Genomic DNA, 13166 nt, shown 5'->3' with positions numbered 1-13166 from the left:
TCCCCGTCTCAGCAGGGCGGGTTTGTCTGCCAGGGGCCTGCCCCTGGCTTTTTTGTCGCTTGCACCCGCATGGCGGCCCGGTATGCTGACCCCTTACTGATGACCAAGGAGTCACCATGACCTGGAATCTATCTCCGGCCCGCCTGTTTGCCGCCTCAGCCCTCTTGCCCGTGATGGTGATCGACCGTCCCGAACAGGCCGTGCCCATTGCTCGGGCCTTGCTGGCGGGCGGGCTGTCGGTGTTTGAGGTGACCCTGCGCACACCGGCGGCCCTGTCTGCCATTGCGGCCATCCGCGCGGCGCTGCCAGAGGCCTATGTCGGGGCCGGTACCGTGCTCAATCCCCGCCAGTACGATGCCGCCGTGGCGGCCGGGGCCCAGTTTGTCATCTCGCCGGGCCTGACGTCGGCGCTGCTGCAACACGCCCTGACCGGGCCGGCGCCACTAATCCCTGGCGTGGCTACGCCCTCCGAGGTGATGCAGGCGCTGGATCTGGGCTACGACCATCTGAAGTTCTTTCCCGCCGAGGCCAATGGCGGGGCGGCGGCCTTGAAGGCCATCAGCGCCCCCCTGGCCCAGGTGCGTTTCTGCCCGACGGGCGGCATAGGCCCGGCGAATCTGGCGGAGTATCTGGCACTGCCCTGTGTCGCTACCGTCGGCGGCTCCTGGATGCTGCCGGCAGACGAGGTAGCAGCCGGGGACTGGGCGGCCGTCACGGCCTTGACCACCGAGGCGGTGGCGCGGGTGACCGCCCTGCGCGCCTGACCGGCAGACAGACAAAAGGCGCCATCTAGGCGCCTTGTTGCTGGGAGCGAGTGGCGGCTTACCGCTTGCGGCCGGAGAGGCGGCACCACTCCTCGCGCACGGCGGTGGGGTCCATGTCGAACCATTGGCCGTAGAGGGTTTCCAGCTCCGGCGCCTGGCTCTCCAGTACCCCGGAGAGGGCCAAGAGGCCACCGGGGCGCACCAGATCGTTCATCAAGGGCGCCAGCTCCCGCAGCGGGCCGGCCAGGATGTTGGCCACCAGAATATCGGCCTGCAACTCGGTGGGCTGGTCGGCGGGCAGGAACAGCTCCAGCTGGTCCGCCACCCCGTTGCGCTGGGCGTTATCCCGGCTGGCCTGGATGGCCTGGGGATCGATGTCGATGCCGATCACCCGGGCGGCGCCCAGCTTCAGGGCGGCGATGGCCAGGATGCCGGAGCCGCAGCCGAAGTCGACTATGGTCTTGCCGGTGAGATCCTGGGCATCCAGCCACTGCAGGCACAGGGCCGTGGTGGGGTGGGTGCCGGTACCGAAGGCCAGGCCCGGGTCCAGCATGACGTTGACCGCCTGCGGATCCGGCACCTCGCGCCAGCTGGGGCAGATCCACAGCCGCTCACCGAACTGCATGGGATGGAAATGCTCCATCCACTCCCGCACCCAGTCCTTGTCTTCCAGCTGCTCCACCTTGTAGACGAGATCCTCGCCCAGATGCTCCTTGAAGAAGGCAACTATGGGATCCGGGTTCACCTCGGCATCAAACAGGCCGATGACCTGGGTCTCACCCCACAGCTTGGTTTCACCGGGCAGGGGCTCGTAGACGGGGTTGTCCTGGGCATCCATGTAGGTGACGGCCTGGGCGCCATGACCCATCAGCATGTTGCTGAGCTTGTTGGCGGTTTTGGCGGTGGCGTTGAGTTTGATCTGTATCCAGGGCATGGCGAGTCGCTGTGTTGATGGGCTTGAGACCGGCGGATTGTAGCATTGCCGCCTTGGCTTGTCCCGGCGCTAGTGGATCTGGTAGGGCCGCAGGGCGAAGCGGCGTGGCTGCAGATCCACCGACTGGCGGCTGGCCAGTTGCTGGATCTTCTCGGCCAGCGAACCGGCCAGGGGGCCGGCCAGCAGCTGCAGGCGCTGAGGCTGCTCGTCGAACTGCGTCAGCACCCCCAGGGCCAGCAGGGCATGGCGATCCACCGACTGGGGCTGTTCCACCTCCAGCTGCAGGTAGTGCTGCTGGGCCGCCACGCTGACGATGTTGCCCAGGCCGCCGATGGCCTTGAGGTAGTCGATGGCCAGCAGGCTGATGTCGGCACTCACCGGGGCGCTGGGCTCCTGCTCCGGCTCCTTGAGAGGAATGAGCGGGAACCAGCGCAGGCACAGGCGACTCAGCAGCAGGCTCAGGATCAGGGTCAGCAGGGCCAGCAGCCAGCCGGCGGCGTTGGTCAGCAGGGCGTGGGGCTGCCACACCAGGGCCAGCAGGCCCCCGGGCAGCTCGGTCTGCCAGCGGGCGGCCAGACTCAGGCTGAGGGTCATCACCAGGCCGCTCAGCAGCAGGTGCAACCAGAATAACGGCCGGTAGAACACCAGCAGGGCCAGCAGCATGGGTTGGCTGTGGCCGCTGGCGAGGCAAGCCAGCAACAGCAGCAGCCAGAGTCCCTGGTGACGGGGGAGCTGCTGACGACGGGCGGCCCGCAGCAGTTGGATGCCCAGCACCGGCAGCCCCACCAGGGTGCTGGCGGCGATGGCCGCCTGCACCGCCTCGGACGGCCCGCTCTGGACCAGGTTGGCCAGCAGCTTCGGCGCCAGCCCCAGCAGGGTCATGATGGGCAGCAGGCTGCCCAGCAGCCAGTCTCCCTGGGGCCAGCGTATTCCATCGCGGGCCAGTGCCCACAGCTCGGGGGCCAGCCAGTGCCACAGACCCGCCAGCGGCAGGGCCAGCAACAGGCAGAGCAGGGCGTTTTGCACCAGGATTAGGGCATCCGTGGTGTAGATGCGCAGGCGGGCCGGCAGGCGAACCTTAGCCAGCCTGGGGTGGGCGCGGGCACTGACCCAGGCGCTGAGCAGGGCGCAGGGGATGGCCAGATCCTCCGGCGGGTTCAGCAGTCCCGCCACCGTCTGGCTCATCACCAGGTAGCCCAACAGGGCGTTGAGGGGTTGGCTGGTGAGGCGCTCGCGCTCCAGCCCCCGGGCCAGGGCGATGGCTAGCAGTATGGGCAGCGCCTCTTGAATGGCCTCTCCGGCTCCGGCCAGCAGCAGTTGCCACAGCTGGTCGCCCTGACCCAATTGACGCAGCAGATCCGCCAGTGGCAACAGGGCCACCGGCAGCAGGAGGGCAAACATCAGGGCGGAACAAGGCCGGGTCGCGGACACCCAAGGCTCCAGAAAATGTGAACTGGCGCACATTATAGACCCCAGCTTTGCCGCCTGACCAGCAGAAAGTCCTCATAAAACAAGAGGCCACACCTGGGTGTGGCCTCGTGGCGGCGGGGCGGGATCAGAGCCCCAGCTTCTTGTGCAGGTAGTGGATGTTGGTGCCACCGTTTTGGAAGTTCTCGTCCCGCATGATCTCCTTATGGAGCTCTATGTTGGTCTTGATGCCTTCCACCACGATTTCATCCAGGGCCTGCCGCATACGGGCGATGGCGATGTCGCGGTTCTCGCCGTAGCAGATCAGCTTGCCGATCATGGAGTCGTAGTGTGGCGGAACCGTGTAGCCGCTGTAGATGTGGGAGTCCCAGCGCACGCCCAGGCCGCCCGGGGCGTGGAACCAGTCGATCTTGCCCGGGGAGGGCAGGAAGGTCTGGGGATCCTCGGCGTTGATCCGGCACTCGATGGCGTGGCCCTTCAAGCGGATGTCGGCCTGCTTGATGGACAGCGGCTGGCCGGCGGCGATCTTCAGCTGTTCCTTGATGAGGTCCACACCGCTGATCATCTCGGTGACAGGGTGCTCCACCTGGATACGAGTGTTCATCTCGATGAAGTAGAACTCGCCGTTCTCATACAGGAACTCGAAGGTGCCGGCGCCACGGTAGCCGATCTCGATACAGGCGCGGGTGCAGCGCTCGCCGATGAAGCGGCGCATGTCTTCGGTGATGCCGGGGGCCGGGGCCTCTTCCACCACCTTCTGGTGACGGCGCTGCATGGAGCAGTCCCGCTCACCCAGGTAGATGGCGTTACCCTGGCCGTCGGCCAGCACCTGGATCTCGATGTGGCGCGGGTTCTCCAGGTACTTCTCCATGTAGACCATGTCGTTGCCGAAGAACTGGCCAGCCTCGGACTTGGTCAGGGCGATGGCGCCTTGCAGTTCGGCGTCGGAGCGCACCACCCGCATGCCGCGACCACCACCGCCACCGGCGGCCTTGATGATCACCGGGTAGCCGATGCGCTTGGCGATGGCGGCGTTCTGCTTGGCATCATCGCCGATGGGACCGCCAGAACCGGGCACACAGGGCACACCGGCCTTCTTCATCGCCTCGATGGCGGAGACCTTGTCCCCCATCAGACGGATGGTGTCCGCCTTGGGACCGACGAAGATGAAGCCGGACTTCTCCACCTGCTCGGCGAAGTCGGCGTTCTCGGAGAGAAAGCCGTAGCCGGGGTGGATGGCCACGGCGCCGGTCACTTCGGCGGCGGCGATCAGGGAGGGAATGTTCAAGTAGGAGTCTTTCGCGGCCGGCTTGCCGATGCAGATGGTCTCATCGGCCAGCTTGACGTGCTTGAGATCCCGGTCGGCGGTGGAGTGCACCGCCACCGTCTTGATGCCCAGCTCCTTGCAGGCCCGCAGGATGCGCAGGGCAATTTCACCGCGGTTGGCGATGACGACTTTATCCAGCATGCTCTGCCTCTTATTCGATCACGAACAGGGGTTGGTCAAACTCGACGGTTTCACCGTTTTCCACCAGGATGCTCTTCACCACACCCGCCTTGTCGGCCTGGATCTGGTTCATCATCTTCATGGCTTCGATGATGCACAGGGCATCGCCCGCCTTGACCTGTTGGCCCACTTCCACGAAGAAGGGGGCGTCCGGGCTGGCGGCGCGGTAGAAGGTGCCGACCATGGGGGAGCGCAGCAGGTGACCGCTGGGCTCGGCAGCCGGGGCGGCGGCGGCGGGCGCTGCGGCGGCGGCCGGGGCGGCCACAGGGGCGGCGGCTTGCGGCATGGCATAGCTCACCACGGGGGCGGCCTGGCCGGGGGCGACACGGCTGATGCGCACGGACTCTTCGCCTTCGGAGATTTCCAGTTCGGCGATGCCAGACTCTTCAACCAGCTCGATCAGCTTTTTGATTTTACGGATATCCATTTGCATTCTCTGATTCAACTTCTTGGTCAGTTGTTGGTTGACCGGCGCAGATGGCGCACGGCCGCTGTTAGCGCAAATTCGTAACCATCGGCCCCCAGACCGCAGATCACTCCCTTGGCCACGTCCGACAGATAGGAGTGGTGACGGAAGGGTTCGCGGGCATGGACGTTGGACAGATGGATTTCGATAAAGGGTATCGCCACCCCCAGCAGGGCATCGCGGATGGCCACGCTGGTGTGGGTAAAGGCCGCCGGGTTGATGAGGATGAAGTCCACCTCGCCCATGGCGGCATGTATGGTCTCGACCAGCTCACTTTCGGCATTGCTCTGCCGGTGGGTCAGTTCAACCCCCAGCCCCTGGGCCTGCTCCGTCAGATGCTGGACTATGTCGGCCAGGGTATCGGCGCCATAGATGCCAGGCTCCCGCTTGCCCAGCAGGTTCAGGTTCGGACCATTGAGGAGCAGTATCCGATGTTTTGTAGACATGTTGTGGCAATCCTCGGCAAACGTGTTGTCATCTTGGCGTTATGCCAACAGAGACCGCTACGTGGCACCTGGGCCGGCCCGGGTCGAGGCCAAGTGGGGCAATTATATTGGTTTCATGAAATTTAGCAGCACTTTACTGGTCTAATCACCGCAAAATGCCCCATGGCAGTGCCTTTTTACCCATTTTGACACAGGGCCTGCTCAAGAATGCAGCTAAAATAGCAGCCCACACTGTCATGTCGCCTGAGGCCGGGTTAGAATGTGACGCCTACCCCACTATCAACACGCCTAGTCAGGAGAAACGGATGCTGAAGCGTGACATGAACATCGCCGATTATGACGCGGAACTTTGGTCTGCCATCACGGCTGAAACGGTGCGCCAGGAAGAGCACATCGAGCTGATCGCCTCTGAAAACTACACCAGCCCGCGGGTGATGCAGGCGCAAGGCTCCCAGCTGACCAACAAGTACGCCGAAGGCTATCCCGGCAAGCGTTACTACGGCGGTTGCGAGTATGTGGACGTGGTGGAAACCCTGGCCATCGAACGGGCCAAGGAACTTTTTGGTGCCACCTACGCAAACGTTCAACCGCACTCCGGCTCTCAGGCCAACAGCGCCGTCTACATGGCCCTGCTGCAGCCCGGCGACAAGGTACTGGGCATGAACCTGGCCCACGGCGGTCACCTGACCCACGGCTCACCGGTGAACTTCTCCGGCAAGCTGTATGACATCGTGCCCTACGGCATCGATGAGACCGGCAAGATCGATTACGTCGAGCTGGAGCGCCTGGCGGTTGAGCACAAGCCCAAGATGATCATCGGCGGCTTCTCCGCCTATTCCGGCATCGTCGACTGGGCCAAGCTGCGTGAAATCGCCGACAAGGTGGGTGCTTACCTGTTTGTCGACATGGCCCACGTGGCCGGCCTGGTGGCCGCCGGTGTCTACCCGAACCCGGTTCCCCATGCCCACGTGGTGACCTCCACCACCCACAAGACCCTGGCCGGTCCCCGTGGTGGCCTGATCCTCTCCGCCGAAAACGACGAAGAGCTGTACAAGAAGCTCAACTCCGCCGTGTTCCCCGGTGGTCAGGGCGGCCCGCTGATGCACGTCATCGCCGGCAAGGCGGTGGCCTTCAAGGAAGCCATGGAGCCCGAGTTCAAGAGCTACCAGCAACAGGTGGTGAAGAACGCCAAGGCCATGGTGGAAGTGGTCAAGTCCCGCGGTTACAAGATCGTCTCCGGCGGCACCGACAACCACCTGTTCCTGATCGATCTGACCGACAAGGAACTGACCGGTAAGGATGCCGACGCCGCCCTGGGCCGCGCCAACATCACGGTCAACAAGAACTCAGTGCCGAACGATCCCCGCTCACCCTTCGTCACCTCAGGTATTCGCATCGGTTCCCCGGCCATCACCCGCCGCGGCTTCACCGAAGCCGATGCCGCCGAGCTGGCCGGCTGGATCTGTGACGTGCTGGACAGCCACACCGACGAGACCGTACTGGCCACGGTGCGCGAGAAGGTGCTGGCCATCTGCAAACGTCTGCCGGTTTATGCCTAAGCAGCCAGGCTGAGACGACAATGCCGACCCCAGGGTCGGCATTGTTTTTTGTGGCCCTGCCGGGCTTGCGACAGGCTGGCAAGCCTCTGTTACACTGGGCCATTTTCTAGCAACCTTCAGGAGCTGCCATGCATTGTCCCTTCTGTAGTGCCATCGATACCAAGGTGATCGACTCGCGGCTGGTGGCCGAGGGCCATCAGGTGCGGCGCCGGCGGGAGTGCCTGTTGTGCCATGAGCGCTTCACCACCTTCGAGACCGCCGAGCTGCTGTTGCCCCGGGTGATCAAGAGTAACGGCTGCCGCGAACCCTTCAACGAAGACAAGCTGCGCGGCGGCATCCAGCGGGCGCTGGAGAAGCGGCCGGTGAGCCTGGAGGCGGTGGAGGAGAGCATCAACCGCATCAAGTCCAAACTGCGGGCCACCGGCGAGCGGGAGCTGGACAGCAAGCTCATCGGCAACCTGGTGATGGAGGAGCTCAAGTCCCTGGACAAGGTGGCCTACATTCGTTTCGCCTCCGTCTACCGCAGCTTTGAGGACATTCGTGAATTCGGCGAAGAGATCGCCCGACTGGAGAAGTAGCATGCAGGCCGATTGGCACTGGATGGCCCAGGCCCTGGCGCTGGCCCGCCTGGGGCGCTTTACCACCACGCCCAATCCCAGGGTGGGTTGTGTCATCGTCAAGGACGGCCAGCTGGTGGGGGAGGGCTATCACCGCAAGGCCGGTGAGCCCCATGCCGAGGTGCATGCCCTGCGCATGGCCGGTGACTTGGCCCGGGGCGCCACCGCCTACGTGACCCTGGAGCCCTGCTCCCACCATGGCCGCACGCCGCCCTGCGCCGATGCCCTGATCGCCGCCGGCGTAACCCGGGTGGTGGCGGCCATGGAGGATCCCAATCCGCTGGTGGCCGGGCGCGGCCTGCGCCGGCTGGCGGCGGCCGGCATCCAGGTGGCCTCCGGCCTGATGGAGGCCGATGCCCTGGCGCTCAATGCCGGCTTTGTGCAGCGCATGCGCAGCGGGCGCCCGCGGGTGACCGTCAAGCTGGCGGCCAGTCTCGATGGCCGAACCGCCCTGGCCAATGGCCAGAGCCAGTGGATCACCGGCCCCCAGGCGCGGGCCGATGTGCAGCTGGGCCGGGCCCAGGCCTGTGCCATCCTCACCGGCGCCGATACTGTGCTCACCGATGATCCGGCGCTCAACGTGCGCTGGGCTGAGCTGCCCGAGTCGGTGCGCGCCCAGTACGCCGAGGCCGACTTGCGCCAGCCCATCCGGGTCATCGTCGACGGCCAACAGCGCGTGACGGCGGACGCCCGACTGTTCAGCCTGCCCGGGCCGATCTGGCTGGCGCGCGAGCAGGTAGAAGGCAAGTGGCCGGCAGCGGTGAGCCAGGTGCCGCTGCCCCGGGAGCCGGCCAGCGGCAAGTTGAGTCTGCCGGCACTGCTGGACGCGCTGGGCGCCCGGGGCATCAATGAGCTGTGGGTGGAGGCGGGCCGCCAGCTGGCCGGCGCCCTGCTCAGCCAGTCGCTGGTGGACGAGCTGCTGCTCTACCAGGCGCCGCTTCTGATGGGAGAGGCCGCTCAGGGCTTGCTGAGCCTGCCGGTCTATACCCAGATGAGCCAGGCGCCACGGCTTGAGTTGCTGGAGCTGCGCCAGCTGGGACAGGACATACGGCTGCGGCTGCGGCCGCAGGTCTAGGAGAAGAAGATGTTTACAGGAATCGTCGAGGCGGTGGGGACCCTCATCGCCATGGAGCCCAAGGGGCAGGATGTGTCGGTGCGGGTGCGCAGCGGCAAGCTGGACTTGTCGGACGTCAAGCTGGGCGACTCCATCGCCACCAACGGCGTCTGCCTGACGGTGGTGGCCCTGCCGGGGGACGGCTATGTGGCGGATGTCTCGGGTGAGACCATCAAGCGCACCGGCTTTGCCCACTACAAGGTCGGCCAGGCGCTCAATCTCGAGCGGGCCCTGACTCCCACCACCCGCCTGGGGGGCCACCTGGTTTCCGGTCACGTGGATGGCGTCGGCGAGCTCGTCTCAGTCCATCCCCTGGGCCGAGCCATGGAGTACTGGATCCAGGCGCCGGAAGAGCTGGCTCGCTATATCGCCGAGAAAGGTTCCATCACGGTGGATGGCATCAGCCTGACGGTCAACGCCGTCGAGGGGGCCCGCTTCAAGCTCACCATAGTGCCCCACACCACGGCAGAGACCACCGTGGGTGACTGGCGGCCGGGCAGCCGGGTGAACCTTGAGGTGGATCTCATCGCCCGGTATCTGGAGCGGCTGATGCTGGGGGACAAGGCGGCGCAGCCGGCCTCCGCCGGCATCACGCTGGAGACCCTGGCTCAACACGGATTTTTGCGTTAAGCCTTCTACCAAGGCAATGGCAGGCAACTTTCAGGAAGCACAAGATGGCATTGAACAGTACCCAAGAGATTATTGACGACCTGCGGCAGGGCAAGATGGTCATCCTGATGGATGACGAGGACAGGGAAAATGAAGGGGATCTCATCATGGCCGCCTCCATGGTGCGCCCCGAAGACATCAACTTCATGGCCCGCTTCGGTCGTGGCCTCATCTGCCTGACCCTAACCCAGGAGCGCTGCCGGCGCCTCAACCTGCCGCTGATGGTGGGCAACAACGGCGCTCAGTTCTCCACCAACTTTACCGTCAGCATAGAGGCGGCCACCGGCGTCACCACCGGCATCTCGGCGGCGGATCGGGCCCGTACCGTGCAAGCGGCGGTGGCCCCCGAGGCCCAGGCCGGCGATCTGGTGCAACCGGGGCACATCTTTCCCCTGATGGCGCAACCCGGTGGCGTGCTGAACCGCGCCGGCCATACCGAGGCGGGTTGCGATCTAGCCCGGTTGGCCGGGCTGGAGCCGGCGGCGGTGATCGTGGAGATCCTTAACGAAGATGGCACCATGGCCAGGCGGCCGGATCTGGAGGCCTTCGCCGCCCAGCACGGCATCAAGCTCGGCACCATCGCCGATCTCATCGAGTACCGCATCCAGAACGAGACGACTGTGGTGGAGCTCAGCCGCTGCCAGCTGCCCACCGAGCACGGTGAGTTCGAGCTGGTGACCTTCAAGGACACCATCGACAACCAGGTGCACTATGCCTTGTGCAAAGGGCCCATACTGGCGGAGCAGGCCACCCTGGTGCGGGTGCACCTGCATGACTTCTTCTCGGATGTGCTGCTCACCGACCGCCATGCTGCCCGCAGCTGGCCCATCCATGATGCCATGGCCCGCATCGCCGCCGAAGGCGGGGTGCTGGTGATCCTGGGGCAGGAGCAGAGCCAGGCCGATCTGCTGGCGCGCCTGTCCCAGTTTGCCGCCGAGGATTGCGGCGAGCAGCCGGTGGCGGCCAAGCCCAAGGGCACCTCCCGGCGGGTGGGGGTCGGCTCCCAGATCCTCAAGGCCCTGGGGGTGGGCAAGATGCGGCTGATGAGCTCGCCCAAGCGCTACCACGCCTTGTCCGGTTTCGGCCTGGAAGTGGTGGAATACATCAGCGACAACTAAGCGGGGCAGTAACCGGGCGGCAGGCTGTTGTCAACGCCCGGTTGTGCTAGACTACGCGCACTTTTATCCCGGCAGACTGAGGAAGAGCCATGAAGGTAATCGAAGGAAACATGGCCGCGCCCGACGCGCGCATCGCCATCGTGGTGGCCCGTTTCAACAGCTTCATCAATGAAAACCTGTTGTCCGGTGCCCTGGATGTGCTCAAGCGTCAGGGTCAGGTGAATGACGACAACCTCACCCTGGTGCGGGTGCCGGGTGCCGTGGAAATCCCTCTGGCGGTGAAGAAGCTGGCCAAGAGCGGTCAGTTCGATGCCGTCATCGCCCTGGGTTGTGTCATCCGCGGTGGCACCTACCACTTCGATCTGGTGGCCAACGAAAGCAGCAAGGGCATGGCCCAGGTGATGCTGGAGCACGAGGTGCCGGTCGCCTTCGGCGTGCTGACCACAGAAAACATTGAACAAGCCATCGAGCGTGCTGGTACCAAGGCGGGTAACAAGGGTGCAGAGGCTGCACTGAGCGCGCTGGAAATGATCAACGTCCTCAAGCAACTGGACGTGTAAGTTAGGAGAACGACATTGAAACCTGCAGAGCGCCGTCGCGCCCGCTTCTTCGCCACCCAGGCCATCTACCAGTGGCAGGTCACCCAGGACAACGTGGGGGATATTGTCGAGCAGTTCAAGCTGGACAACGACATGAAGGGCACGGACGTGGCCTACTTCAACGAGTTGCTGCTGGGAGTGGCCAACAATGCCTCCACCCTGGATGCCACCTTTGCACCGCATCTGTCCCGCAAGCTCGAGGATCTGGATCTGGTGGACAAGGCCATACTGCGTCTGGCGACCTTTGAGCTGCAATTCCGCCAGGATGTGCCCTACAAGGTGGTGATCAACGAAGCCATCGAACTGGCCAAGTCCTTCGCCGCCGAAGACAGCCACAAGTTTGTCAACGGTGTGCTGGACAAGGTGGTTCGGGCCCAGAACAAGGCGTGAGATCACCGTCTCCAAGCCTGCAAAGCCAGCATTTCGCTGGCTTTTTGCTTATGGGGGCCACAAGGAGTCAATGATGGGTGAATTTGAGCTGATCCGCCGCTACTTCCAGCGACCGCCGCGGCGTGACGATGTGGTGTTGGGCTCGGGGGATGACTGTGCCCTGCTGGCGGTGCCGGCCGGCGAGCTGCTGGCGGTGAGTACCGACACCCTGGTGAGCGGGGTGCATTTCTTTGCCGAGGTGGATCCCCGGGCTCTGGGACACAAGGCCCTGGCGGTGAATCTGTCGGATCTGGCCGCCATGGGGGCCACCGCCCGCTGGGCCTCCCTGGCCCTGACATTGCCGGTGGTGGACGAGGCCTGGGTGGCGGCCTTTGCCGAGGGCTTTCTGGCCTTGGCCGATGAGCATCAGGTGGAGCTGATAGGGGGCGACATGACCCGAGGACCCCTGTCCATCACTGTCACCATTCAGGGCACTGTGCCCCAAGAGGGTGCCCTGCGACGATCCGGGGCGAGCCCGGGCGATGATCTCTATGTCAGCGGTGCCCTGGGGGGGGCGGCGCTGGCCCTGCAACATCTGTTGGGCAAACGATCGTTGTCCGCCGAGATACTGGCGCCGCTGCGCCGGGCTCTGGAGTGGCCGCAGCCGCGGCTGGCCCTGGGGGAGGGGCTGCGGGGCTTGGCCAGCGCGGCGCTGGACTTGTCCGACGGCCTGGCCTCGGATCTGCGCCATCTGCTGGCCGCCTCCGGGGTGGGGGCCGAGGTGGCGCTGGAGCAAATCCCGCTGCCGGCGCCCCTGGGGGCCTTGCCGCCGGAGGAGGCCTGGGCCCTGGCCTTGGCCGGCGGCGATGACTATGAGCTGTGCTTTAGCGCGCCGCCCCAGCAGGCGGCGGCGATACAGGCCCTGGCGGCCCGGCTGGCTTGCCCTGTCACCCTCATAGGGCGTATCACGGAGCGAGCCGGCGAGCTGCGCTGGCAGCACAGTGGGCAGCCGGTGGCACCTCACTGGCAAGGCTGGGATCACTTCAAGGAGGCACCATGATCAAACCTGAACTCAAGCGCCTGAACTGGCGCAATCCGCTGCACTGGCTGGCTACCGGCTTCGGCTCCGGGCTGTCGCCGGTGGCGCCCGGCACCTTTGGCACCCTGGCAGCCGTGCCTTGTTACTACCTGGTGAGCGATTGGCCCCTGTGGGCCTATCTTGGCCTACTCTTGATAGGGTCGGTGGCCGGGGTCTGGATTTGCCAATCCGCCACCGATGCCATCGGCCAGGAAGATCATGGTGGCATCGTCTGGGACGAGTTCATGGGCTATGGCATCACCATGATAGCGGCACCGGCGGGTTGGTTCTGGCTGCTGGCCGGTTTCTTGCTCTTTCGTCTGTTCGACATCCTCAAACCCTGGCCCATCGGCTGGTTGGATCGGCGGGTGAAGGGGGGGCTGGGCATCATGGTGGATGATCTGCTGGCCGGGGCCATGGCCTGGTTGGTCATGCAAGGATTGGCCTGGGGCTTGCATTAGAGTTTTGGCTCCTGACTCGAGAGAGTCATGCTAAGCA

At 64.9% G+C, this 13166-nt stretch carries 15 protein-coding genes; 10 read left to right on the top strand and 5 right to left on the bottom strand.

Going from position 1 to position 13166, the window contains the following annotated elements; all coding sequences use genetic code 11:
- Positions 1-116: 116 nt before the first annotated feature.
- The gene (locus ABD847_RS11945) at positions 117-764 is read left to right on the top strand and encodes a bifunctional 4-hydroxy-2-oxoglutarate aldolase/2-dehydro-3-deoxy-phosphogluconate aldolase (RefSeq protein ID WP_345013282.1); all 648 of its coding nucleotides are present in this window, start codon (positions 117-119) and stop codon (positions 762-764) included.
- Between the two features lie 58 nt (positions 765-822).
- Here the strand turns inward: ABD847_RS11945 and prmA are convergent, their stop codons facing one another.
- From prmA to aroQ, 5 genes are all read right to left on the bottom strand, one after another.
- A complete protein-coding gene (prmA, locus tag ABD847_RS11940; RefSeq protein WP_345013280.1) occupies positions 823-1698 on the bottom strand; it encodes a 50S ribosomal protein L11 methyltransferase in 876 nt (291 codons plus the stop codon).
- A 69-nt stretch (positions 1699-1767) separates the two neighbouring features.
- Positions 1768-3129, bottom strand: a complete 1362-nt coding sequence (locus ABD847_RS11935) for a hypothetical protein (protein WP_345013278.1) — start codon at positions 3127-3129, stop codon at positions 1768-1770.
- Between the two features lie 124 nt (positions 3130-3253).
- The gene (gene accC / locus ABD847_RS11930) at positions 3254-4594 is read right to left on the bottom strand and encodes an acetyl-CoA carboxylase biotin carboxylase subunit (RefSeq protein ID WP_345013276.1); all 1341 of its coding nucleotides are present in this window, start codon (positions 4592-4594) and stop codon (positions 3254-3256) included.
- A gap of 10 nt (positions 4595-4604) precedes the next feature.
- Entirely contained in the window at positions 4605-5060 is a 456-nt protein-coding gene (gene accB / locus ABD847_RS11925) for an acetyl-CoA carboxylase biotin carboxyl carrier protein (RefSeq protein WP_345013274.1), read from the bottom strand.
- A 26-nt stretch (positions 5061-5086) separates the two neighbouring features.
- A complete protein-coding gene (gene aroQ, locus ABD847_RS11920) occupies positions 5087-5545 on the bottom strand; it encodes a type II 3-dehydroquinate dehydratase (RefSeq protein WP_345013272.1) in 459 nt (152 codons plus the stop codon).
- 305 nt (positions 5546-5850) lie between these two features.
- Between aroQ and glyA the strand changes: the two genes are divergently transcribed.
- The 9 genes from glyA (at position 5851) to ABD847_RS11875 (ending at position 13129) form a co-directional block, all read left to right on the top strand.
- A complete protein-coding gene (glyA, locus tag ABD847_RS11915) occupies positions 5851-7104 on the top strand; it encodes a serine hydroxymethyltransferase (protein ID WP_345013270.1) in 1254 nt (417 codons plus the stop codon).
- A 128-nt stretch (positions 7105-7232) separates the two neighbouring features.
- Complete coding sequence (gene nrdR, locus ABD847_RS11910) at positions 7233-7682, top strand: transcriptional regulator NrdR (protein WP_345013268.1); 450 nt, start codon at positions 7233-7235, stop codon at positions 7680-7682.
- A gap of 1 nt (position 7683) precedes the next feature.
- Positions 7684-8796: a bifunctional diaminohydroxyphosphoribosylaminopyrimidine deaminase/5-amino-6-(5-phosphoribosylamino)uracil reductase RibD gene (gene ribD / locus ABD847_RS11905; RefSeq protein WP_345013266.1), complete on the top strand. Its 1113-nt coding sequence runs from the start codon at positions 7684-7686 to the stop codon at positions 8794-8796.
- Positions 8797-8805: 9 nt separating this feature from the next.
- On the top strand, positions 8806-9465 hold the full coding sequence (locus tag ABD847_RS11900) for a riboflavin synthase (protein ID WP_345013264.1): 660 nt from the start codon (positions 8806-8808) through the stop codon (positions 9463-9465).
- Between the two features lie 44 nt (positions 9466-9509).
- Positions 9510-10622 carry a bifunctional 3,4-dihydroxy-2-butanone-4-phosphate synthase/GTP cyclohydrolase II gene (gene ribBA, locus ABD847_RS11895; protein WP_345013262.1) on the top strand — a complete coding sequence of 371 codons (1113 nt, stop codon included), beginning with the start codon at positions 9510-9512 and terminating at the stop codon, positions 10620-10622.
- 89 nt (positions 10623-10711) lie between these two features.
- Positions 10712-11182 (top strand): 6,7-dimethyl-8-ribityllumazine synthase, encoded by a 471-nt coding sequence (gene ribH / locus ABD847_RS11890; protein ID WP_345013260.1) that lies wholly within the window; start codon positions 10712-10714, stop codon positions 11180-11182.
- A gap of 15 nt (positions 11183-11197) precedes the next feature.
- Positions 11198-11611, top strand: a complete 414-nt coding sequence (gene nusB / locus ABD847_RS11885; protein ID WP_345013258.1) for a transcription antitermination factor NusB — start codon at positions 11198-11200, stop codon at positions 11609-11611.
- Between the two features lie 73 nt (positions 11612-11684).
- Positions 11685-12650, top strand: coding sequence for a thiamine-phosphate kinase (thiL, locus tag ABD847_RS11880; RefSeq protein WP_345013256.1), 966 nt, complete (start codon positions 11685-11687; stop codon positions 12648-12650).
- Positions 12647-13129, top strand: a complete 483-nt coding sequence (locus ABD847_RS11875) for a phosphatidylglycerophosphatase A family protein (RefSeq protein ID WP_345013255.1) — start codon at positions 12647-12649, stop codon at positions 13127-13129. The genes thiL and ABD847_RS11875 overlap by 4 nt, the downstream gene beginning before the upstream one ends.
- Positions 13130-13166 lie beyond the last annotated feature (37 nt).

The sequence above is a fragment of the Pseudaeromonas paramecii genome (genome assembly GCF_039540575.1).
In the GTDB taxonomy this organism is placed as follows: Bacteria; Pseudomonadota; Gammaproteobacteria; order Enterobacterales; family Aeromonadaceae; genus Pseudaeromonas; species Pseudaeromonas paramecii.
Note: the sequence above shows the minus strand (reverse complement) of the source record. Positions and strands in the feature narration are given on the sequence as shown.